The sequence below is a fragment of the Paracandidimonas soli genome, assembly GCF_004342005.1.
GTDB lineage: Bacteria > Pseudomonadota > Gammaproteobacteria > Burkholderiales > Burkholderiaceae_B > Paracandidimonas > Paracandidimonas soli.
This window is the reverse complement of the sequence record NZ_SMBX01000011.1, coordinates 73,486-95,482: the sequence shown is the minus strand read 5'-3', so window position 1 is coordinate 95,482 and position 21,997 is coordinate 73,486. Positions and strand designations below refer to the sequence as shown.

Annotated in this window: 22 protein-coding genes and 1 pseudogene; 6 read left to right on the top strand and 17 right to left on the bottom strand. The window is 63.3% G+C overall.

What is annotated here, in order from left to right; all coding sequences use genetic code 11:
- Window positions 1–126: 126 nt before the first annotated feature.
- The 4 genes from EV686_RS16670 to EV686_RS16655 are packed head-to-tail and all read left to right on the top strand — an operon-like array spanning window position 127 to window position 1,718.
- Window positions 127–498, top strand: a complete 372-nt coding sequence (locus EV686_RS16670) for a putative holin (protein WP_165972526.1) — start codon at window positions 127–129, stop codon at window positions 496–498.
- A 1-nt stretch (window position 499) separates the two neighbouring features.
- The gene (locus tag EV686_RS16665) at window positions 500–757 is read left to right on the top strand and encodes a phage holin family protein (protein ID WP_165972660.1); all 258 of its coding nucleotides are present in this window, start codon (window positions 500–502) and stop codon (window positions 755–757) included.
- The gene (locus EV686_RS16660; RefSeq protein WP_132478089.1) at window positions 754–1,206 is read left to right on the top strand and encodes a D-Ala-D-Ala carboxypeptidase family metallohydrolase; all 453 of its coding nucleotides are present in this window, start codon (window positions 754–756) and stop codon (window positions 1,204–1,206) included. Before EV686_RS16665 ends, EV686_RS16660 begins: the two co-directional genes overlap by 4 nt.
- Window positions 1,203–1,718 carry a DUF2514 family protein gene (locus EV686_RS16655; RefSeq protein WP_243650929.1) on the top strand — a complete coding sequence of 172 codons (516 nt, stop codon included), beginning with the start codon at window positions 1,203–1,205 and terminating at the stop codon, window positions 1,716–1,718. Before EV686_RS16660 ends, EV686_RS16655 begins: the two co-directional genes overlap by 4 nt.
- Before the next feature lie 743 nt (window positions 1,719–2,461).
- Here the strand turns inward: EV686_RS16655 and EV686_RS16645 are convergent.
- The 12 genes from EV686_RS16645 to EV686_RS19160 all read right to left on the bottom strand — a co-directional run bounded on the left by EV686_RS16645 (window position 2,462) and on the right by EV686_RS19160 (window position 15,662).
- A complete protein-coding gene (locus EV686_RS16645; protein WP_132478087.1) occupies window positions 2,462–3,052 on the bottom strand; it encodes a hypothetical protein in 591 nt (196 codons plus the stop codon).
- Window positions 3,049–4,296: a YcxB family protein gene (locus tag EV686_RS16640; protein WP_132478086.1), complete on the bottom strand. Its 1,248-nt coding sequence runs from the start codon at window positions 4,294–4,296 to the stop codon at window positions 3,049–3,051. The genes EV686_RS16645 and EV686_RS16640 overlap by 4 nt, the downstream gene beginning before the upstream one ends.
- A 193-nt stretch (window positions 4,297–4,489) precedes the next feature.
- Window positions 4,490–5,800, bottom strand: coding sequence for a sulfate adenylyltransferase subunit 1 (locus EV686_RS16635; RefSeq protein ID WP_132478085.1), 1,311 nt, complete (start codon window positions 5,798–5,800; stop codon window positions 4,490–4,492).
- Window position 5,801: 1 nt separating this feature from the next.
- The gene (cysD, locus tag EV686_RS16630; protein ID WP_132478084.1) at window positions 5,802–6,710 is read right to left on the bottom strand and encodes a sulfate adenylyltransferase subunit CysD; all 909 of its coding nucleotides are present in this window, start codon (window positions 6,708–6,710) and stop codon (window positions 5,802–5,804) included.
- An 8-nt stretch (window positions 6,711–6,718) separates the two neighbouring features.
- Window positions 6,719–7,486 (bottom strand): phosphoadenylyl-sulfate reductase, encoded by a 768-nt coding sequence (locus EV686_RS16625; RefSeq protein ID WP_132478083.1) that lies wholly within the window; start codon window positions 7,484–7,486, stop codon window positions 6,719–6,721.
- Window positions 7,476–8,315, bottom strand: a complete 840-nt coding sequence (gene cysW / locus EV686_RS16620) for a sulfate ABC transporter permease subunit CysW (protein ID WP_132478082.1) — start codon at window positions 8,313–8,315, stop codon at window positions 7,476–7,478. The genes EV686_RS16625 and cysW overlap by 11 nt, the downstream gene beginning before the upstream one ends.
- A complete protein-coding gene (cysT, locus tag EV686_RS16615) occupies window positions 8,312–9,199 on the bottom strand; it encodes a sulfate ABC transporter permease subunit CysT (protein WP_132478081.1) in 888 nt (295 codons plus the stop codon). Before cysT ends, cysW begins: the two co-directional genes overlap by 4 nt.
- A 43-nt stretch (window positions 9,200–9,242) precedes the next feature.
- On the bottom strand, window positions 9,243–10,262 hold the full coding sequence (locus EV686_RS16610) for a sulfate ABC transporter substrate-binding protein (protein WP_132478080.1): 1,020 nt from the start codon (window positions 10,260–10,262) through the stop codon (window positions 9,243–9,245).
- Between the two features lie 91 nt (window positions 10,263–10,353).
- The gene (cysG, locus tag EV686_RS16605; protein WP_132478079.1) at window positions 10,354–11,823 is read right to left on the bottom strand and encodes a siroheme synthase CysG; all 1,470 of its coding nucleotides are present in this window, start codon (window positions 11,821–11,823) and stop codon (window positions 10,354–10,356) included.
- Window positions 11,816–13,477, bottom strand: a complete 1,662-nt coding sequence (gene cysI, locus EV686_RS16600) for an assimilatory sulfite reductase (NADPH) hemoprotein subunit (RefSeq protein ID WP_132478078.1) — start codon at window positions 13,475–13,477, stop codon at window positions 11,816–11,818. Before cysI ends, cysG begins: the two co-directional genes overlap by 8 nt.
- 14 nt (window positions 13,478–13,491) lie before the next feature.
- Window positions 13,492–15,333 (bottom strand): assimilatory sulfite reductase (NADPH) flavoprotein subunit, encoded by a 1,842-nt coding sequence (locus EV686_RS16595; protein WP_132478077.1) that lies wholly within the window; start codon window positions 15,331–15,333, stop codon window positions 13,492–13,494.
- A gap of 95 nt (window positions 15,334–15,428) precedes the next feature.
- Complete coding sequence (locus EV686_RS19160; protein WP_165972659.1) at window positions 15,429–15,662, bottom strand: IclR family transcriptional regulator domain-containing protein; 234 nt, start codon at window positions 15,660–15,662, stop codon at window positions 15,429–15,431.
- A 16-nt stretch (window positions 15,663–15,678) separates the two neighbouring features.
- On the opposite strand from EV686_RS19160, the pseudogene EV686_RS16585 reads away from it, so the two are divergent.
- Window positions 15,679–15,927, top strand: a pseudogene (locus EV686_RS16585) (ABC transporter ATP-binding protein); the annotation flags it as partial.
- Window positions 15,928–15,976: 49 nt separating this feature from the next.
- Here the strand turns inward: EV686_RS16585 and EV686_RS16580 are convergent.
- The gene (locus EV686_RS16580) at window positions 15,977–16,378 is read right to left on the bottom strand and encodes a hypothetical protein (protein WP_132478076.1); all 402 of its coding nucleotides are present in this window, start codon (window positions 16,376–16,378) and stop codon (window positions 15,977–15,979) included.
- A gap of 111 nt (window positions 16,379–16,489) precedes the next feature.
- Between EV686_RS16580 and EV686_RS16575 the strand changes: the two genes are divergently transcribed.
- Window positions 16,490–17,647, top strand: a complete 1,158-nt coding sequence (locus EV686_RS16575; protein WP_132478075.1) for a sigma-54 interaction domain-containing protein — start codon at window positions 16,490–16,492, stop codon at window positions 17,645–17,647.
- Between the two features lie 90 nt (window positions 17,648–17,737).
- Here the strand turns inward: EV686_RS16575 and EV686_RS16570 are convergent, their stop codons facing one another.
- From EV686_RS16570 to EV686_RS16555, 4 genes are all read right to left on the bottom strand, one after another.
- Window positions 17,738–18,700, bottom strand: a complete 963-nt coding sequence (locus EV686_RS16570) for a Bug family tripartite tricarboxylate transporter substrate binding protein (protein ID WP_132478074.1) — start codon at window positions 18,698–18,700, stop codon at window positions 17,738–17,740.
- A 122-nt stretch (window positions 18,701–18,822) separates the two neighbouring features.
- Window positions 18,823–19,146 (bottom strand): DUF4387 domain-containing protein, encoded by a 324-nt coding sequence (locus EV686_RS16565; RefSeq protein WP_132478073.1) that lies wholly within the window; start codon window positions 19,144–19,146, stop codon window positions 18,823–18,825.
- A 19-nt stretch (window positions 19,147–19,165) separates the two neighbouring features.
- A complete protein-coding gene (locus EV686_RS16560) occupies window positions 19,166–20,527 on the bottom strand; it encodes an acyclic terpene utilization AtuA family protein (RefSeq protein ID WP_132478072.1) in 1,362 nt (453 codons plus the stop codon).
- A 375-nt stretch (window positions 20,528–20,902) separates the two neighbouring features.
- Window positions 20,903–21,886: a Bug family tripartite tricarboxylate transporter substrate binding protein gene (locus tag EV686_RS16555; protein ID WP_132478071.1), complete on the bottom strand. Its 984-nt coding sequence runs from the start codon at window positions 21,884–21,886 to the stop codon at window positions 20,903–20,905.
- Between the last annotated feature and the right edge of the window lie 111 nt (window positions 21,887–21,997).

Here is a 21,997-nt window from a genome sequence, read left to right as displayed (position 1 = left end):
ATCTGGTCAATGCCTCGCTCAACGTCGGACAGGCGAGCGCAAGTCTTTGTTTTCTACGGTTCATGGGCAAATCGCCCTTGTACCAAACGCGCCCCTTCATGGGGCTTTTTGTTTTCTGGAGTGGTAATGACAGAGCCAGCAGCAAGTGCGGCTACCGCCGGTGTAGTCGCAACTACGGTCGGGGCGACGGCCTGGATAACGGGTCTTGACCCCGGCGCCGTATTTGGGGCGTTCGCAGGGGCGGTGACGTTCGCGATCACATCAAAGGACACCAGCCTGGTGCCGCGCCTGGTCTACGCGCTGATCTCGCTGGTCGTGGGCTACGCGGCGGTTCCAGATCTGGCGGGGCTGTCGCCCATCAAAGAGCCGCTTGTTATTGCGTTCGTTGCGTCTGCCGTTGTTGTGCAGACCACGATTACGCTCATTGACCGCATCCGCACGATGAGCGTGCGTGCCGTCTGGGATGCGCTCGTATCAGTGTTTCGCAAGGGAGGCTGACATGGAGATCATCGTCGTATCCGCATGGCTGTACGTGACGTGCAGATTGCTGTGCTACCAGCGCAATGGTGCGAGGTTTCGACGCTGGGTATCGGTGTCTGCGTATGCGTTGATGGTAGGAGCGTTTGCGCGGGCGGTGGCAATTGGCATCGAGCACCAGCCCGCACACTGGTCCGAGGCTGCTGTGGCCCTGGCGCTGGCAGCGCTGACGTGGCGGGCGCGAGGGAATGTTGCCTGCATGCTGGGGAGGCGGCTATGAGGTTATCGGATCATTTCACGCTTGCGGAACTGACGAGATCCATCGTTGCGCAGTCCAGAGGCATTGATAACACGCCGTCGGCCGCGCAGATTGACAATCTCCGAACCCTGGCTGCAACGCTGGAGGAGGTTAGGGAACTGCTGGGCGGCAAGCCGATGATTATCACTAGCGGATATAGATCCCCGGCGCTGAATCGCGCGATTGGCGGGAGCCAGACGAGCGACCACAGCAATGGCTTAGCTGCGGATTTCGTGTGTCCAGGCTACGGACATGTCATGCATATCTGCGAGGCCATCCGCGACAGCGGCATCCAGTTCGATCAGCTCATCTACGAGCAGGGCAGCACAGATTGGGTGCATCTGGGCATCGGAACGCGCATGCGCCGCCAGGTCATGTCCTGGTCACGGGTTGCCGGGTATGTGCAGGGTATCAGGAGGTTGCAGCGATGACATGGCTACTCGGGAGGCTGGCAGGATGGCGCGGATACGCGGCCGTGGCGGCGCTATCCGTGGCACTGACGTGGATAGTGCTGGGCTGGCGACACGATGCCAGCATGGCACGCATACAGGCCGAGCATGCGTGGGTGCTGGAGTCCATCGCCACAGCATCATCTGATGCCATGAAATCAACGCTCGACGAAGAGCGGCGCAGATACGCCGCGCTGGAGAATGCCCGTGATAATGCCGAAAAAATGTCCGCAACATCGGCTGCTGATGCTGCTTCTGCCCGTGCTGCTGCTGACCGGCTGCGCAACCGAGTCAACGCGCTGGCTGCCGACGCCCGCGCCAGGTATCCCGCCCTTGCCGAGGGAGGCCCGACAGCCGCCCAGGCCGTCGATCTGCTTGCCTACATGCTCGGCAGGCTTAGCCAAGCTGCTGGAGAGCTTGCAGAGTACGGAGACGCTGCCCGAGGGGCGGGACTGACGTGTGAGGCGAGCTACGACGCCCTGACGCCGAGATAGACGCCGCCACCCCCATACGTGTGCTGCGCTACGTGGAAATCGAGGCGGAGACGTGGGGCAGGTTGTGTGGCAGGTAGTGGTGCTTGGCTGGCTCTTTATTGTGTGACCAAAATACGCCCCGAGTAGGCATTAAGCTGTATAAATAAACGGTAATTCAGGGAACGGATAGCATCAGTTGGTCTTGATTTTAAAGGGATTTATTTATAATAGCTTATGGGGCGCGTGACTCGAAATCAGGCGTACGTGATAAGCGTACCGTGGGTTCGAATCCCACCCTGTCCGCCATTGATTCAAGCACTTACGTGTAAATATTAAGCCCCTTTCGGGGCTTTTATTTTTTGTGGCGGTGGGGAGGCCCCCTCAGCGAGACAGCACCGGATCGGTATGCATGCGTTTGAGTCGGGCATTCTGCGTCTCCGGCTCGCGCAAGCGCTGCAAGAGAGTCTCCAGGTGGGGGATGGTCCGAAATTCTACTGGCTATGGGGTCTATAGGGGGCGCTTACGAAATCATGACCATCAACAACCGGTTGCGTTATTTCTTCTTCTTCCCTTGATCGTAATGCCACTTAATGGCGAAAAACATGCCTGTGCCGAACACGATCAGCTTGAATGCAATGAAGACTATAGGGAACCAATCAAACATTTTGGGTACTTCCAGGGTACTACTTGATACGATTTTGGTGGGGATCATACCCCATAACGCCAGCTCGAATCCCGCCATGGCCGCCATTTGTTCAATGATATCAATTTGCGATGGCGTCCCTGTTCGATTTCAGGCTGGCCAGTATCTGCAGGCCGCTCAGGTGGCGCTCCTCGCCCGTTTCGCAGGACTTGCAGATCCCGCCGACATAGAGGCCGTCGACGACCGTCTCGGCAAACAAGCCTGATTTGTAGTTGTGCCGCGCATCGGTCTCGACCCGATGCCATTCTCGATCGCCGATGCGCACCAGCTCGAGCGGCTTGCGGATCTCGGCGTCGCGGCCGGTCGCGCGCAGTACGGCGCGCAGACGAAAGTAGCGCTTGAAAGGCGACGCATAGAGCGCGTGCAGCTTGGCTGTGTCGTCCTCGCCTTCTATCTTTTGCTCGCGCATGAGGATGGTGCAGGTTTCCTGTGTTTGCTCGCAGGCTTCGCTTTGGCAAACGAACCGCACCCGGCGGAGTCCGGTCTTGGAAAGCGTACCCTCAGGCGAGCCCTCCACTACCCAGCCCTCGGGTATTTCGACCGAGAGTCCGTGAGGCATGGCGATGGTCTCGGCCCAGGAGATCTTCATCGCTGCTGAAAGCACCAGCGCCGCGAACAGCGCAGCGACGTCGATTGCGCGTGGCTTTCTCATGTTCTTGCCTCCGGCCGATGGTTTTCCCCGCCGATGCGGCGAGCGATGGCGCGCTCGAAGATGGACAGCTTGTCGCCATCGAGCGCGCGCAGCGGCAGGATCAGAGGTTCGTCTTCCTTCCGGAGCAGGATGAAATGCTCGTCCCGGCGCTCGATGCCTTCGAGGCTGGCCGTCTCGAAGCTGTTGCGCCAGCCATCCTGCCAGACTTCGAGCCTGTCGTCGTAAAGCCGCACTTCGTACTCATAAGCCTGCACCCGTTTCTGTATCTGCCGCGCGAGCTGACGTGCATGCCGGCGCCGCGCCCAGGGGTGCAGGACGATGATGACGGCGATGAGCGCCCAGAAACCGAGCACATATTGCCAGAAGGTGGTCGCGAACATCTCGACGAAGAGTGGCAAGGCATAACGGAGGGGAACCCGTACAGGGTCCAGCAGCCAGAGAAAGCCGAAGATCAGCGGCACGATGAGGGCGGTGGCCAGAAAGGCGAGGATGAAGCCGCGACGGCGACGGCGCCACATACCGGGGCGCTCCATCTGCCAGCCCAGCGCGACGGCGCGGTCTTCCTCGGTCAGTTGAAACCGCGTGGACAGCAGCGGCGGCCGATCGGGAGGCGCTTCCTGTTCCGGCAGGCTGTGAGCTGCTCCGACGGCGCCGGCATGGCAGGATGCGGCCCATGCCTTGATATGCGCGATCTGTTCGCCGGATAGCAGGCGCAGCGGCAGGGTGAGGACGTCCTCGATATCCTTGAGCTGGATGAAGAGATGCGTGGTTGTTTCGGCTACACCGCTAATGCGCGAGCAGGCGAGCACAGTCCGGCGTCCGGGCAGAAACACGGTGATGCCGCCCGGTTCAAAGCGATAGGTTGCGGAGATGGGTTGGTCGAGTCGCTCGTCCCGGTACCAGCGTTTCAGGCGACTGCGAACGAGAGTGGGCTGGATGGCGTAATAGAGCAGCACCGGCACGACGACGACCAGAATGGGCAGACCGCCCAGGCCGAGCAGGTCGGCGGCGAAGCGGGAGACAAAAGCGCTGATATCCTGGCGATCGCCCTCCTGCCAGGACGAGAAACCCGTCATCGCCAGCAACACCGGCACCACCCATCCGAGAATGTACAGCAGGCGCCGCCGCGCTGCCGCAAACAGGTCGGAATAAGTGAAGAGCGCAGCCGCGATCCGGTCTTGCAGGTCGATCGGGGCGGCGATCGTGAAAGCTTCCGGCGGTTCGGCGGCGGCATCCCCGCCCATGGCCGCCTCGCGCGATGGCCGATCCCCGCTTCGGACAGTGCCTGGTTCAAGCATATTGCCTCCGTCATCGTCGAATACGAATTTAGCATTTATGCAAGAGGCAATTTGCTGGACTGCGCGGACTCTCCTCTGTGTTTGGCGCTTGCCGGGGCGGGAGCGCTGTGCGGCCATGGACAGCCGCTGTGCTGGGACCTTACTGGGCTTCGCCGCGGATCATCCCTCCCGCGACTGTCTGGTGCGTGGCTTCGTCGATCAGGATGAATGCGCCGGTGGCGGGCAGCCGGGTATAGCTGTCCACCGCAAGAGCGTCCCGGACCTGGATCGATACGCGGCCGATATCGTTCATGGCCAGCACGGCTTCTCCGGCAGGCAGTTCTTCCAGTTTCTGGAGATCGCGCCGGGTATGCACCTGGCGCACCCGCGCGCTGCTGATCCTGGCGCCATGCTTGACCAGGTAGCGCCGCTGAGTGCTGAGCGGCCGGGCATCGAGCCAGGCGAGGTCGGCCTCGAAGGCGTTGCCGACCAGGGGCGCATCCACGGCATGGCTGAACCAATCGCCGCGCGATACATCGACATTTTCACTCAGTACTACGGTCACGGGCGATCCGGCGCGCGCTTCCGGTACGGGACCATCATGGTTGAGCAATTGCTGGATCGTGGCCTGGACGCCCGATGGCTGCACCACGATCGACTCCCCGACGCGCAAGGCGCCGCTCACGACCTGTCCGGCATAAGCGCGCAGATCATCGGCCTGGTGGCCGTTGTGGCGCATTACCCACTGCACGGAAAAACGCAATGGGCCGTGCTCCTGGCTGACGCCGGCCTCCAGTGATTCCAGGTGCTCCAGCAATGTGGGCCCCTGGTACCAGGGCGTATTCCCGGAGGAATGCACGACATTGTCGCCCAGCAGGGCGGAGACGGGAATTGCCCGGAACTGGGCGATGCCCAGGCGTCCGGCGAGTTCGGCATAGGATTGGGTGATGCGTGAAAACACGGCCGGGTCCCAGTCGAGCAGGTCCAGCTTGTTCACGGCCAGGATGATGTGCCGTACTCCCAGCAACCGGGCGATGGTACTGTGCCGGCGTGTCTGCACCAGCAGTTGCCCGTCGTGGACCTTGGTGGCATCGATGAGGATCACGGCGGCATGCGCGGTAGAAGCTCCGGTCACCATATTGCGCGTGTATTGCTCGTGCCCGGGCGCATCGGCCACAATGAACTTGCGCCGGGGCGTCGTGAAATAGCGGTAGGCCACGTCGATGGTAATGCCCTGCTCCCGCTCGGCTTCCAGGCCATCGGTGAGCAGAGCCAGGTTCAGGTCATCGGCCGGGCCGCGCCGATAGCGCGAGGCGGCCACTGCCTGCAGCTGGTCGGCATAAACGCCTTTGCTGTCGTAGAGCAGGCGGCCGATCAGCGTGGATTTGCCATCGTCCACCGAGCCGGCTGTGATGAAACGCAGCACGTTGTGATCGCGTTCCACCTGCAGGGATTCGTAGGGTGCGTTCATATCAGAAGTATCCTTCGCGCTTGCGGCGCTCCATCGACGCTTCGGATGTCTGGTCATCCATCCGCGTGGCGCCCCGTTCGGTAATGGTGGTGAGTGCGGTTTCGGTAATGATGTCTTCCACCCGGGCGGCTTCCGAGGCCACCGGGCAAGTGCAGGAGATGTCGCCCACCGTGCGGAACCGGACGGACAGCGTCTCCACGGTTTCTCCGTCCTGGGGCGGGGTCAACGGGGTGATGGGCACGAGCAGCCCGCGGCGACGCACCACGGGCCGCTCATGCGCGTAATAGATGCTGGGCAGGCTGATATCCTCCTGGCGGATGTACTGCCAGACATCCAGCTCCGTCCAGTTGGAGATCGGGAAGACCCGGATATTCTCGCCGGCATGGACCTGGGTGTTGTACAGATTCCAGAGTTCCGGTCGCTGCGCCTTGGGATCCCATTGTCCGAAGCCATCGCGGAACGAGAAGATGCGCTCCTTGGCGCGCGCCTTTTCCTCGTCGCGCCGGGCGCCGCCGATGCAGGCGGTGAAGCCGAATTCCTCGATGGCCTCCAGCAGGGTGACGGCCTGGGCGGCATTGCGTGAGTCCGTAGCCTGGCGCAGCACGACCGAGCCGCGCGCCATGGAGTCCTCGACACTGCGAACGATCAGCGTCTCGCCCAGTTCCTGGACGCGCAGGTCGCGAAACTGGATGACCTCATCGAAATTGTGGCCGGTGTCGATGTGCATCAATGGGAACGGGAAAGGTCCTGGACGAAATGCCTTCTCGGCCAGGCGCAGCAGGACGCAGGAGTCCTTGCCGCCGGAAAACAGCAGTACCGGACGTTCGCATTCCGCGGCTACCTCGCGCAGGATATGGATGGATTCGGCTTCGAGCCAGTCCAGATGGCTGTCGATCTTCAATGCGACCATGAGAGTTCCTATTCTTGGGTTGGGGCGGAGCCTCGCCCGGGTTGGGCGGGCGGCGGCGCGGCCGTGCGCAGATTGCCGGCATGCAGGCCGCACTCCTTGGAGTCGGCGGATTCCCACCACCAGCGCCCGGCGCGCAGGTCTTCGCCCGGCTTGATGGCGCGCGTACAGGGCTCGCAGCCGATCGACGGGTAGCCCTGATCATGCAGGGGGTTGTAGGGAATGTCGAACCAGCGGATGGTCTGCCAGATGTCTTCGTGCGACCAGTCCGCCAAGGGGTTGAACTTGCGCAGGCCGAATACGGCATCATCCTCTTCAAGCGGCAGTTCATGGCGCGTGGCGGCCTGCTCACGGCGCTGGCCGGTAATCCAGGCGCCCCGCCCACGCAGCGCCCTTCGCAGGGGTTCCACCTTGCGGATGTGGCAGCAGGCCTTGCGCAGCGCCAGGCTTTCGTAGAAGGCATAGGCGCCATGCTCCTGCACATGTTCCTGCACGGCCTGAGGGTCGGGATGCCAGACTTCCACGGGGCGGCCATAGCGCTGATGGATGCGATCCAGCAAGGCCAGGGTCTCGGCATGCAGGCGGCCCGTATCCAGCGAGAATACGGCCAGGTTCAGGCCAGAGCCCAGGATGGCATGCGTCAGCACCATGTCCTCTGCGGCCAGCGATGAAGCGCAGGCCGCCTGCGGGTAGCGCTGCGCGATCCGCTGCAGCCGTTCAAGCAAGTCCGCCCAGCGCCGCTCCAGTTCAGGAGGCAGGCTCCCGGCTTCAATACCCATGCTTTCCTCCGGTGGTATGTTCGATCCAGCTTTTGAGGGCCAAGGTCACCATGGCCAGCAGCGCCAGCAGCGAGGCCACGGCGAATGCCGCCGAAAACATGTATTCGTTGTAGAGGATCTCGATGTGCAGCGTCATGGTATTGGTCACACCCCGCACATGTCCCGATACCACCGAGACGGCGCCGAATTCGCCCATGGCGCGCGCATTGCTCAGGATCGCTCCGTACAGCAGTCCCCACTTCACATTGGGCAAAGTCACTCGCCGGAAAATCGTCCACCCGCCGGCGCCCAGCGTGAGCGCCGCCTGCTCTTCTTCGCTGCCTTGCGCCTGCATCAAGGGAATCAGGGAGCGCGCTACGAAAGGAAAGGTGACGAACAGGGTGGCCAGCACGACACCCGGGACGGCATAGACGATCTTTACGTCGTGCTCCAGCAGGAACGGCCCGAACCAGCCATGCCGGCCGAACAGCAGGATGAAAATCAGGCCGGCCACCACGGGCGATACTGTGAAAGGAAGATCGATCAGGGTGACAAGAAACTGCTTGCCGCGGAACTGGAAGCGAGTGATGGCCCAGGCGGCGGCGATGCCCGCCAGCAGGTTCGCCGGCAGGGAGATGGCGGCGATCCATAGCGTCAGGCGGATGGCAGACCAGGCATCAGGATCGGTGATCGACTGTATGTACAGGTCGATTCCACGCCGGAAGGCTTCCACGAAGACGGCGGCCAGAGGCACGAGCAGGAACAAGGCCAGGAAGCCCAGAGCGAGAACCTGCAAGCAGCCCCGGATCCAGGCAGGCTCGCTCAGATGGTCATGAACGCGCGCCATCATACCCTCCGGCCATTCTGCCGATCCTGCCACCATTGCAGGACATTAATCAGCAACAGCAGCAGGAAGGAAAACACCAGCATGACCGTGGCGATGGCTGCCGCGCCCGCATAGTCGTACTGCTCAAGCTTTGCGATGATCAACAGCGGCGTGATTTCGGAGACCATGGGCATGTTGCCGGCGATGAAAACCACGGAGCCGTACTCGCCCACCGCGCGGGCAAAGGCCAGGGCGAACCCGGTCAGCAAGGCGGGAAGCAGCGTGGGCAACAGGACTTTCCAGAATGTCGACCAGCGGCCGGCGCCCAGGCTGGCAGCCGCCTCTTCCAGTTCCCGCTCCACATCCTGCAGCACGGGCTGAACCGTGCGCACTACGAAGGGCAGGCCGATGAAGACCAACGCCACGACGATGCCGGCGGGCGTATAGGCGATCTTCCAGCCGAACCACTGGTGCAGGGGGGCGCCGATCCAGCCATTCGTGGCGTACAGCGCGGTGAGCGCAATGCCGGCCACCGCGGTGGGCAGGGCGAAAGGCAGATCGACCAGGGCATCGACCAGTTTCTTGCCGGGGAAGGAATAGCGTACCAGAACCCAGGCCACGATCAGGCCAAAGACGGCATTGACCAGGGCGGCCGCCAGAGCAGCGCCAAAAGTGAGCTGGTAGGACGCTACCACCCGGGGCTCGGTGATGATGCGCCAGAAGTCCGTCCAGCCGAGCTCGGCCGATTTGATCGGCAGGGTGGTCAGGGGGATCAGCACCAGCAAGCTCAGGTAGAGCACGGAGTAGCCCATGGTCAGGCCGAAGCCGGGCAGCACGCCGGCGCGGCGATGCCGCGAAGTCCGATGCGCCAAGGCGGGCGCCTGGGCCGGAAGAGATGGCGAGCTCATGGATGCTCCATGGCGGCAGGGAAGGATCTCGTCATGTCTGGAACTACTTGCCCGGCTGGTAGATCTGATCGAAGGTGCCGCCATCGGCGAAGTGCGCCTTCTGGGCCTGGCGCCAGCCGCCGAATGCGCCGTCGATGGTCACCAGCTTGGCCACCGGAAATTGATCCCGGTATTTTTCGGCCACATCTTTGTCCGACGGACGGTAGTAATTCCTGGCGATGATTTCCTGGGCCTGCGGCGTATACAGATACTCCAGGTAAGCCTGCGCCACGGCGCGCGTGCCCCGGCGATCCACATTCTTGTCCACGATCGCTACTGGAGGCTCCGCCAGGATTGAGAGCGAAGGCACCACGATGTCGAATTGATCGGGCCCGAGCTCATTGAGCGCCAGGAAGGCTTCGTTCTCCCAGGCCAGCAGCACGTCGCCCAGACCTCGCTCCACGAAGGTGGTGGTCGAGCCGCGCGCGCCGGTGTCCAGCACTGGCACATTGCGGTAGATCCGCCGTACGAACTCCTGGGCTTTGGCTTGATCGCCTCCGGTGCGCTCCAGTTCGAAAGCCCAGGCAGCCAGGTAGTTCCAGCGCGCACCGCCCGAAGTCTTGGGGTTGGGCGTAATCACCTGCACCCCGTCCTTGGCCAGGTCATCCCAGTCCTTCAGGTTCTTGGGATTGCCCTTGCGCACCAGGAACACGATGGTCGAAGTATAGGGAGCGCTGTTCAGCGGCAGGCGCGCCTGCCAGTCCTGGGGCAACAGGCCGGAATCGGCGATGGCATCGATGTCATACGCCAGCGCCAGCGTTACGACATCGGCCTCCAGGCCATCGATGACCGCCCGCGCCTGGCGGGCGGCGCCGCCGTGCGATTGCCGGATCGTGAGGTCGACGCCGTGCTGCTGCCTGTACTTTCCGATAAAGCTTTCATTGATCTCGCGGTACAGCTCGCGCGTGGGATCGTAGGAAGCATTCAGCAGTTCCCGCGGACCGCTTTGGGCCTGTGCTGCCGGTACGGAAAATACCAATGCAGCCCACAGCGCCGCTAAGAAAAATCCAGCTTTCTTCAACATATCGTTCACCTTTCAATGCTGTTCATGGAACTGACCAGCATGTATCCTACGGTTCAGTCAGGTGCAAAGGAACCAATCGTTTTTTGATTGCTTATGTCATCGTTTCATAAGCAGACTGGGCCGTCGCGGGCGCGCGCGCATCGGTCAGCACGCGGCCGAACCAGGCCAGCCGGGGCCCCAGGCTGGCTACGGAGCCCACCAGCAGCAAGGCGGGAGAGGACAGTGCATGAGCTTGCATCTGTGCGGGGAGATTGCCCAGTTCGCCATACAGCACTCGTTGCTGCTCGCGCGTGCCGTGCTCCACCAGAGCGAATGGCGTGTCGGGCGAACAGCCATGCTTCTGCAATTGATGCGCCAGTTGCTCCATATGCGCCACTCCCATGTAGAAAGCCAGTGTCTGGCCGGGACGGGCCAGGTCCTGCCATTCGCGCTCCGTCCAGGCGTCGCGTCGATGCGCCGTGATCAATCGTACGGATTGCGCATGATCGCGATGCGTCAGCGGGACACCCGCATAAGCGGCGCAGGCCAGTGCGGCGGTCACTCCCGGGACGACGGCATAGGCCACTCCGTGATCCGCCAGGTATTCCAGTTCTTCGCCCCCGCGCCCGAAGATGAAAGAATCGCCGCCTTTGAGACGCACGACGTGGCGTCCGGCCGATGCATGCATCAGCATCAGCGCATGGATGCGCGCCTGGGTGGCGTCGTGGTCCTCGCCCGGCCGCTTGCCGACCGGAATACGCTCGGCATCCCGCCGTGCCAGATCCAGCACGGCTTCGCCGACGAGGTGGTCGTACAGAATGACATCGGCGGTTTGCAGGGCGCGCAGCCCGGCCAGCGTCAGCAGGTCGGGGTCGCCCGGACCGCCGCCCACCAGGGTGACGCGTCCCGTGCCCGGCCTTTCGGTTTGCGACTCGGCATCGTTCAGGGCGCGCGCCAGTCCATCGCAGGCTTCCTGGCCGCGGGCGCGACGCAACGCTTGCCACACGGGGCCATCCAGCAGCCAATCGTAGAAGGCGCGACGGCGACTCAGATCGGGGAAAGCGCGGCGAATGGCCGTTCGCCGGCTTTCGGCCAGCGAGAACAAACGGCCCAGGAAAGGGGGCAGCACGGTTTCGATCTGGGCGCGCACACGGCGCGCCAGCGCGGGCGCGCTGCCGCCGGAAGATACAGCCACCACCAAGGGCGCCCGATCAATGACCGCCGGCGAGTGGTAGCTGGACAAGGCCGCATCATCCACCACGTTGCACCATAGCCGGCGGGACCGGGCGGCAGCTGATACCTGCCGGTTGAGGGCCGGATCGTCGGTGGCCGCCACCACAAGCCAGACATCGTCCAGCCACGAAGGATCGAATGAGGCTTGGGTGCATGCGATCGCTCCCTGCCGGGCCAACTGCGCCAGGGCCTCGCCGATCTGCTCGGCTCCCACCCGCACTTGCGCGCCGCAGGCCAGCAGGCGCCGCACCTTGCGCTCGGCCACGCTGCCCGCTCCCACCACCAGGACAGGGCGGCCGTCAAGATCCGCGAACAGCGGAAACAGGGCCGGCGAGCGCGTGTCAGGCATGCACCACTCCCGTGCGTACCAGGAAGTCTCCGAAGCCCTCCTGCGGCCTGCGGTCGGTCGCATAGCCGGCGAACAGGCCGTCCAGTTCACCCAGGATGGCGGCTTCGTCGATGTTTTCCCGGTAGATCCGGTTCAGGCGCTCGCCTGAAAAATCGGCGCCCAGGCGCAGGTCATAACGCCCGGGTGCGCGGCCCACCAGGGCGATCTCGCCCAGGTAGGGGCGCGAGCAGCCATTGGGGCAGCCCGACAGCCGCACAAGCAAAGGCGTATCGGCCAGCCCGTGCTTGGCCAGCAGCGTATCCACGTGCGCCAGGAAATGCGGCGCATAGCGCTCGCTCTCGGCCATGGCCAGGCCGCAGGTGGGCAATGCCACGCAGGCGATGTGATGGCGCTGCACGGGGCTGCTGCGCAGGTAGACATCCAGCCCATGCCGGGCCGCCAGGCGGTCGATGCGTGCGCGGGCGCGGGACGCGACACCGGCCACGATGATGTTCTGATTACAGGTCAGGCGGAATTCGCCCTTGTGGATCGCCGCAATCTCTCGCAGGCCGGTCTGCAGGCGCCGCTCGGCATCGTCGATCACCCGGCCGGCAGGGATGTACAGGCCCAGATGCCACTGGCCGTCTTCTCCCTGCGTCCAGCCGAATTGATCGCCGTTGTGCTTGAAATGATAGGGCCGGGCTTCGGCCAGGGCATGGCCGCTTCGCAATGCGATCTGTTCCTGGAACCAGGCCGGGCCCAGGCGATCGACGGTGTATTTGAGCCGGGCATGCTTGCGCTCGTCCCGGTTGCCGTGATCCCGCTGCAAGGTCACGATGGCCTCGGCCACGGCCAGCAACTGTTCCGGCCTCGCGAAACCGATGACGGAGCCCAATCTGGGGTAAGTGCCGGGGTCGCCGTGCGTTACCCCCATGCCGCCGCCGATTGCTACGTTAAATCCCTGCAGGACGCCATCCTCGATAATGGCGATCAGGCCCAGGTCCTGGGCGAACACATCGCAGTCATTGATGGGAGGGATGGCCACGCCCATCTTGAATTTACGCGGCAGGTAGGCGGGCCCGTAAATGGGCTCTTCTTCGGGTTCGTCGGTGATCTTCTCGCCATCGAGCCAGATCTCATGGTAGGCCCGCGTGCGCGGTATGAAGTGGTCCGACAGCCGGTTCGTCCATTCCTGCACCACCTGGTGCGCATGCGACAGCAGCGGATTAACGCTGCCGACCACTTGCCGGTTGACATCACCGCAAGCGGCGATGGTCGTGATCAGGGCTTCATTGATGCCGCGCATCGTGGCCTTCAGATCCCGCTTGACCACGCCATGCCATTGCAGAGTCTGGCGCGTAGTGATGCGCAGGCCGCGCGAGGCATAGCGCTGCGCCAGGGTGTCCATGGACAGCCACTGCGCGGGTGAAATTACGCCGCCCGGCAGGCGGGCGCGGATCATGAAGGAATAGGCCGGCTCCAGCTTCTGCCGCCGGCGCTCGTCGCGCAGGTCGCGGTCGTCCTGCTGGTAGCTGCCATGGAATTTCAGCAGCTTGTTGTCGTCTTCGCTGATCGAACCCGTGACCGGATCCGCCAGCCCTTGTTCGATAGTGCCTCGCAGGAACCGGCTGTCGAGCTTGATCTGCTCCAGTTCCGATAAAACCGTCTTGCTCATTTGTCGCCTTTTCTTTAATAGACATCGCGCACATAGCGCCCCTGGCTGGCCAGTGTTTCCAGCCAACTGCGCGCCGCTTCTTCGCCCAGGCCTCCGTGGCGCTGCGCGATCTGCAGGAGGGCCTGTTGCACGTCCGGCGCCATGCGGGCCGCATCGCCGCACACATAGACGCGGCCGCCGGACTCGATCCACTTATAGACCTCGGCCCCTTGCTCCAGCAGTCGATGCTGCACATAGATCTTGTCGGCCTGATCGCGCGAGAAGGCCAGGTCGATGCGATGCAGGCTGCCCTGCTTGAGCGCCTGCTGCCATTCCGTCTGGTAGAGAAAATCCGTTTGGAAATGCGGATTGCCGAAGAACAGCCAGTTCCGCCCCGCATCGCCCCGGGCCTGGCGTTCCTGCACGAAGGCGCGAAACGGAGCCACGCCTGTGCCGGCGCCGATCATGAGGATGTCGCAGCGCCCATCGTCTGGCAGGCGGAAGCGTTCATTGGCCTCGATATAGACAGGCAGGGTGTCGCCTTCGGCCAGTGAGCACAGATGACGGGAAGCAACGCCCCAGCGAGGCTGCCCGTCCCGCTCGTAGGCCACACTAGCGACGGCAAGATGCACTTCGTCTTCGTACAGCGATGGGCTGGATGCAATGGAATACAGGCGAGGCGCCAGGACGCGCAGCGAAGACACCAGATCGCAGGCGCTCCAGGGAGCCGGATAGCGCTGCAGGATATCCAGCACCTGGTTTTCCGACATCAAGGCGGCCAGTTCGTGACGGGACTCGGCTTGCAGCAAGCCGGCCAGGCCGGCGTGCCCGGCCCGCTCTGCATGTGCCGCAATGAAAGGCCGTGTCAGTACGGTGAGTTCGCGCCGCATCTTCAGCCACTCTCCCAAGGGGCGCTCTTCACCCTGGCAAGGAACTGTTTGCGCGGGGTCCAGGCCGGTGGCCTCCAGAATGCGCTCGACCAGCGCGTCGTCCTGCACAGGCCAGACGCCCAAGGCATCGCCCGCCTGGTAGCTCAGGCCGTTTTCTGCGAGCGAGAGTTCCAGGTGATGGATGGCTTTTTCGCTGCCTCGGCCAGTGATGCGCTGATTGGCCAGCAACTCGGCCGGGATGGGTTGCTCGCGCGTGACGGCGCGCGCCTGGCCGGGACTGGGAGCCTGAGCGCCGCCTGTTGGCGCCGGGGCACCTGCGCCTCCCGTATCCGCCAGGGCGTGCTGGCGTATCCATGCCAGGGCCGCCTGCCGCCAGGGCGCCGCCACGGTCTCGATGTCCACATCGGCCATGCCCGCCGCCTGCAGGCGCTCGGCGCCCAACTCGGCCAGGCGGGCATCGAGCTGCTGGGCTATCCCGCAGAACTCGGGATAGCTGGAGTCGCCAAGCCCCAGCACGGCGAATTTGAGTTGCTGCAAGCGCGGCGCGCGGCGGCCCTTGAGGAATTCCACAAAACCGATGGCATCATCCGGCGGATCTCCCTCGCCCTGGGTGCTGATCACCACGTACAGCAGGGTTTCATCCTTCAGTTCCCGTGTCGGGTACTGGTCGGCGCGCACCAGGCGTACGGGCGCTCCCGCTTCCTGGCAGGCTTCCCACAGCGCTTCGGCCTGGCGCTTGGCATTGCCGGTCTGGCTTCCATAAATGACTGTGATCCGGTGGCCTGAGCCGTCCTGTGGCGCCGAGACCGGTTGCGCGGGCGCCTGGATCCGGGCGCCTGTGGCGGAGGCCTGGCCCGGAAGGGTCCGGTTGCGGGCCAGGCCGGCCAGATAGCCAGACAGCCACAAGAGGGCCTGGGTATCTAGATGCTCGGTCAGGGTGGTGATCTGCTGCTGCTGATCATCCGAGAAAAAACTGGCGGCGCGCATACTGTTCCTGGGCAAATTACGATACAGCCCATTATTGTTAGGGAAGAATAGGCGCAGCCTAACGAATTTATGCTCATTACTTTATGCCGATTAATTCATGTGACCGCCTGCCTCTCTGTGCGGGCGGCCAAACGACGACGCCACGGGTGCGGCGCTACGCCAGTTCCGACGTCAGCTGGGCGCTCGCCGACTTCGCCGAGGCTGACGCAATAGCCGTTTTGCCTGATGTTGCCGAGTTCGCGCAGCAACTGATCTCTATTGATGATCGTGCGGTCGGTGAAGGCATTCAGCTTGTCCGGAATCAGGGCCAGCTGGGTTGGCAGGGGCAAGAAGGCCCGCAATACGCGAGTCTTGGCGGAGCAGCCGGAATTCCTGGTATGCGATGAAAGCGCTGCAGCGCTCGATGTATCGATCCAGGCTCAGATCATCAATCTGTTCATGGACCTGCGCGATCAGTTCGATCCCACTTACCTGTTCATCAGCCACGATATTGGCGTCGTAGAGCATATTTCGGATCAGGGCGTCATCATGTATCTGGGGCGCACCGTAGAGGAGGCGCCGATCGAGGAAATCTTCGCTCGCCCCAACCATCCTTAGACGGATCATTGATCTCGCAACATGTGTGTGAGAGGGAAGGCGTCCTTCATTGTGGAGCGCTGGAGGCCGGGGCGGGTTTGCTGTGTGTCGGAAGCTCAGGGCTCAGGAAGGACGTGTACTGGATATCCTGCATCGATACGACGAATATCCAGGTGACTGCCGCGCCCAGCCACAAGGTCAGGGCATATAGGAAGATGCGTTTGGCGCGCCCGGCGGATTTCTGCTGCCGCTTGCGGTCGAACCAGGCTGCGACAGGGAAGCTGATGGGCCAGAGGAGGCTGGCCCAGACGATGGCGGGCCAGACATCCGGCCCCGTCCAATCATTGAAATCCCCGAACATGGGATACAGCACTGGGTAGGCCAGGTAATACAGAGCGACACCCAGAAAGCCCATGCTGAGCAGCCCGAGGGCCGCAAAGGATAGCCCTGTGATGATGGATTTTTTCATTGCGTATCTCCCGAGCCGATTATACGGCGCTGGCGGCGCACGCTTGCCGGCGCGGAAATGTTATACGATAGGCGGTCCCGCCCCGACTCACGATTGCGAGGCCTTAGGGTAATGATATCCAGCTCCGACTCCCGCGCCCCGCGGGATTCTTCCGCACAGCCGGAGGATTGGCCGGCCGGCGCTCCGGCCATCATAGGAATGCATCCTTCCATGGCGCAGTTGCGCGCGCAGGTGGCGAAGGTGGCGCGCAGCAAGGTGGGCATCATTCTCGTCTACGGAGAGACGGGTACCGGCAAGGGGGTGGTGGCCAGGGCCTTGCATGCCTTGTCCGACCGCGCGCAGCATGAGTTCACGGAAATCAACTGTGCCGCCATTCCCGGAAGCCTGCTGGAGTCGGAGCTGTTCGGCCACGAGCGCGGCGCCTTTACCGGCGCGGTGGAACGCAAGACGGGATTGCTGGAGGTCGCCAGCGCGGGAACCGTGTTCCTGGATGAAGTGCGCGAACTCGATCCCGTCATGCAGGCCAAGATCCTGACCTTGCTCGATACGCGCCGCTTCCGGCGTCTGGGGGCGGTAAAGGAATCCGGCACATCCGCGCGCTTCATTGCCGCCACCAACAAGATTCTGTTGCGCGAGGTCCAGGAGGGGCGCTTCCGGGACGATCTCTATTACCGCCTGCAGGTGGTGTCCATCAACATACCGCCGCTGCGCGATCGCGGGGACGATGTCTTTGTCCTGGCGGAGCAGTTCCTGCGCCGCTTCAATGCGCTGCACGGCAGCCGCTTCCATTCCATGACGCCGGAAGTGCGCGAGCTATTCCGCCGCTATCAATGGCCGGGCAATGTGCGGGAGCTGAGCAATCTGCTGGAGCGCATCTGCATTCTCGAAGAAGGCGATTGCATCCGCGAGGCGCATCTGCCGCTGCGCATCGTGCGCGAGGTCGAGAAGGCAAAGGCGATTTCCACGGGCCAGGGCGCGAGCCTTCCCTCCGACATGGCGTCTTTGCCGATGGCCCGGCAGGCGGGGCTCGCGCAGGATTTATCGGGCATGGCGCAGCCGTCCGGCAGTCCCGGGCGGACTGGCGGCTATGCCGAGCAGACCGAGCATTTCCAGCGCAGTCTGATCGCCCAGGCGCTGGCGGATTGCCAGGGCAGTATCGGCAAGGCGGCCGAGCGCCTGAAGCTCAGCCGGCATGCCTTGCGGCACCAGATGCGCAAGCTGGGCGCCGTCGATACGCCCGAAGCGGCCGGGCGCGGCGACGGGACCTAGACTCGGCGCGAGGAAGCCGGGCGCCTGCGGCACCATTGAACACTGCCTCGCCTGACTCGGTCTGAAGGCCGAGGCTTGCGCTTGAACGCGTCAGTTGGCCGTAATGTTGTGCTTGTCCGCGACGGCTTTCCAGCGCTGCAGATCGGCTGCCACGCGCTGGGCGAAGGCGGCGCTGTCCAGGCTGGCGGGCACGGTGCCGTCCAGTTGCAGCAGCTCTTTCAGGCGCGGCGATTGATTCGCCTGGTTGACGGCCTGGTTGTATTTTTCCAGCAGGTCGGCCGGCAGCCCCGCCGGCGCGAAGATGCCCACCCAGATATCGGCTTCGTATCCCGGCACGGCTTCGGCGGCCGGCGGCAGATCCGGAAAGGCGGGGTCGCGGCCGGGCGACGTGGCGGCGATCAGTCGCACCTTGCCTCCCTCCAGCAAAGGAATCAGCGAACTGTAGTTGGCGATCATGAGTTCGATGCGGCCGCCGGCCAGATCGTTGCCGGCCGCCGCGGCGCCTTTGTACGGCACGTGCGTGATGTCGACCTTGGCGGAGTCGGCCAGTACCGTCGTCGCCAGGTGGGCCAGCGATCCGATGCCGGAACTGCCATAGTTCAGCGCACCGGGCGATTGCCGCGCGGCGGACAGGAAGTCTTCCAGCGAGCGGTAGGGAGACGCGCCGGGAACGCCCAGCACCAGCGGGCCCGATCCCACCATGGCGACCGGGGTGAAGGCTTTCAGCGCATCGTACGGCATGCTGGGCTGGGTGGCGGCCGCGGTGACGAATGTGGATGAGCTCAGCAGCAGCGTAGCGCCGTCGGGCGCGGATTTGGCGACATGGGCGGCGCCGATGGTGCCTGCCGCGCCGGCCTTGTTTTCGACGATGACTTGCGTGCCGAGCAGGCGGCCCAGCTCCGGGGCCAGGATACGGGCGATGGAGTCATTGCTTGCGCCCGCGCCGAAGGGTACGAGGAGCGTGATCTGCGAGGGCACGGGAGTGGCGGCGGATGCTGCGCCCGAAACAGCCAGGGCCAGGGCGCCGAGGAAGCGGCTGAAGCGTGTCTTCATGTGTGATCTCCTTCACGATGCCATGCCGTTCTGCGGTCGCATGGCTGTGTTTCTTCTTGAATGAATGTCTCTGGTTTGCGCCTGGCCTTGCGGCCAGGCGGCGTCGCGGATGGGGCGCCCGGTCAGTCGACCGGCACGGGCAGGTCCAGCAAGGGAGCGTACTGTTGCGCTCCGAAGATATCGCCGTCGCCGGCGGAGCCGCTGGGGCGCAGGCGGTAGAACGTGAACTTGATCGCCAGTCCGGGATCGTATTCCACGAAGTCGGCCACGCGCTCGGGCGGAATGCGGAACAGGCTGGCGACGCTGTTGCGTGTCAGGACCTGGGTGCGGCGTACATGGTCGTAGGTTTCACGGTCGCGGAAGATGACATCGAATGTGATTTTGTTCACACCCGCGTTCTTGCTGCGTATGGTTTTGGCCAGTTGGTCCAGGCGCTGGGTAGTCATATTGTTCGGCTCCTGTGTTTCAGGCATTGACGTTGATCAGATGTGTCGGGAATAGTTCCAGGGCATCCTGGACGGGCAGCGTATGGTTCAGCGTCCAGCGGTAGGCCGCGCTGGCCTGGACGACCTCGTCCAGCGGGAACGAGACGGAGCCGGCGGTGCCTTTCACGTCCGGCAGGCGCGCGTAGAACAGCTGGCGCAAGCCGATGAGAGTCAGTTCTTCGGCCATCTCTGCGGTGGGAGCCACGCCCTGCACCATGATGCCCAGCTCGTGGCCTGGCTGGTGGCGCAGGGGTTCCAGCTCGCCCATGACGCCGTCGCGGCCGAAGACGTTGTAGTGCAGTTGGTAGCCCTGGTCGCCGAATCTGTCCCTGGCCTGCTCGCGAGCCCAGCCGATGACCTTGTCGATGTTGGCGATGGTATAGGGATCGCGCACGCCGCAGAAACCGATGTAGCGCTCTCCCACCTTGCCCGCGCCTTCCAGCTTGACCTGCAGGGTGTCGGCGGCATGGAATCGCGACCCCGTGATGCGCGTGGTTTTTTCGCTGAACTGCTCGTAGCTGCAATCGCGCATGTCCAGGCGGCCGCCGAGGAAGAATTCGTCATAGGGGTTGGTGCGCTCGTACATGGCATGGCCGGCGACGGATGCGATGGTGCAGCGCTGGGCCGGATGCATGGCGGTAACGCGCACGTCCTCCATGGAGATTTCTCCCATCACGGTTTCCTTGCCGCCATAGGGCTCGGCGCAGAAGGAAGCGCATTCCAGCACCTTGCCAAGGTAATAGGACAGGTCCGCCGGAAAGCCGCGGTGCAGTGCGGGCGCGGCGAATACCGCCGCATCGGAGCTGCGGCCGCCGATGATCACTTGCGCTCCCGAGCGCAGCAGCTCGAGGTAGGGGTGGACACCGGCAACGGCAACGATGCGGTCGGTGGCGTCCAGCTCGGCCTCGGTCAGGTCCGCGTAGCCATCCAGTCCGGCTACGGTTTCGCCGCGGCGCAGCGCCGCCCGGACGCGTCCGGGATCGACTTCGGAATAAAAATATCCCAGCTTGAAGGGAGGCAGCTTGTGCTGGGCGGCTATCTCCTGAATCATCCGCACATACAGGTCCACCCGGCTGTTTGCACCGGTGTCTCCGGCCGATCCGATGATCATCGGCACGTCCAGTTCGCGCGCCGCCAGCAGCATTTGCTCCAGGTCGTGCCGCTGCCAGCCTTGCGGGCTGGTCGAGGTATCCGTGCCCAATGGAACGGGGCCGACGTCATCGCTGCCGGAGTCCGCGGCAATCACGTCCGGCCCGGCAGCCACGCCCAGCTTGAAACTTTCGGTGCGCAATGGCGCAAAGCCCAAATGCCCATTGGGGCAGATGATTTTTAGTGAGTCCATGTATCTACCAATACCAAGCAAGAATGATCCCGGGCGACTGGCCGGGAGGCAGTGGACGGGTGAGTCGATTGCGCACCCGCCTGCCTTTTCCATAGCAATATGCGTGCCAGTTGGACTTAGTCCTGGAATTTCAAGGGCTTGTGTATATTCGGCGTGAGTGTGGCGGAAATGGATAGTAAATAATCTGTATTTTTGTGTGTTTTACACGCATTTATGCGTGTTTATCGCGCATTCCTGTTGGTGCGTCTTCAGCTTGGATTTTCCGGGCCAGCCCATGAAAAAAAAACCGCAGACCGGCGCGTCGGCCAGTCTGCGGGGGCGGATATGATTAAGGCCCGGGCGATGATGGGGCCGGGCTCGTGCAGATGTTGCGGATCAGTCGATCTTGATGCCCGCTTCTTTCACGACGACAGCCCAGTTCTCGACCTGGGTGCGCATCCAGCCGTTGAATTCCGCCGGCGTCATCTGCATGGGCTCGGCGCCCAGGGTGACCATTTTTTCCTGGATCTCGGGCATCTGGATGATCTTGTTCAGCTCGGCATTGAGTTTTTCGACGATGGTGTCCGGCGTGCCCGCCGGAGCCAGGATGCCCTGCCAGCTGCCGGTGACGAAGCCGGGGATGAGTTCGCTGACGGTCGGCACGTCGGGCAACTGCGCCAGGCGTTTTTCGCTGGTGACGGCCAGCAGCCGGATCTTGCCGTTCTTGACGTGCGGATAGGTGGCCACCATGCCGTTGGTCGTAGCGTCGACCTGTCCGCCGACGAGGTCGGTCAGGGCCTGCGCGCCGCCTTTGTAGGGGATGTAGTTCCAGTCGACGCCGGTCTTCTGCGCGAACAGCACGCCGGCCATGTGCGGCGCGCTGCCGATGCCGGCGGCCGCGGCGAAGTTCACCTTGCCGGGATTGGCCTTGGCATAGGCCACCAGTTCCTCCTGGGTCTTGACGGGCAGTTTTTCGGACGTCACCAGCAGATGGGGAGAGTAGGCCAGGATGGAAACGCCCGTCAGGTCCTTCAGGGGATGGAACGGCATGTTGAGGTAGACGCTGGGGCTGATCGTGAGATTGCCCAGGTCGACCAGCAGCAGGGTGTAGCCGTCGGGCGCCGAGCGCGCCACATAGTCGGCGCCGATGTTGCCGTTGGCCCCGGCGCGGTTTTCCACGATGATGGTTTGCCCGAATGCCTGGCTCAGCTTCTCGCCGACCATCCGGCCCAGCACGTCGGAAGTGCCGCCGGCGGGAAAGGGAACGACCAGCTTGATGGGCTTGTCGGGATAATTGGCCGCATCGGTTTGTGCGGCGGCCGGCATGGCGAATGCGAGTGCGCAGCATGCGGCAATGGCGCTTTTGGCTAGGTGCTTCATGAATGTCTCCTGTGTATTTTGCTTTTATCGATGAAAGGATGGACTTTGGTGGCAGCGAAGAGAATATACTCTACTTATCAGTCATCGTACAAGTTAGTGTATTAGATAGAA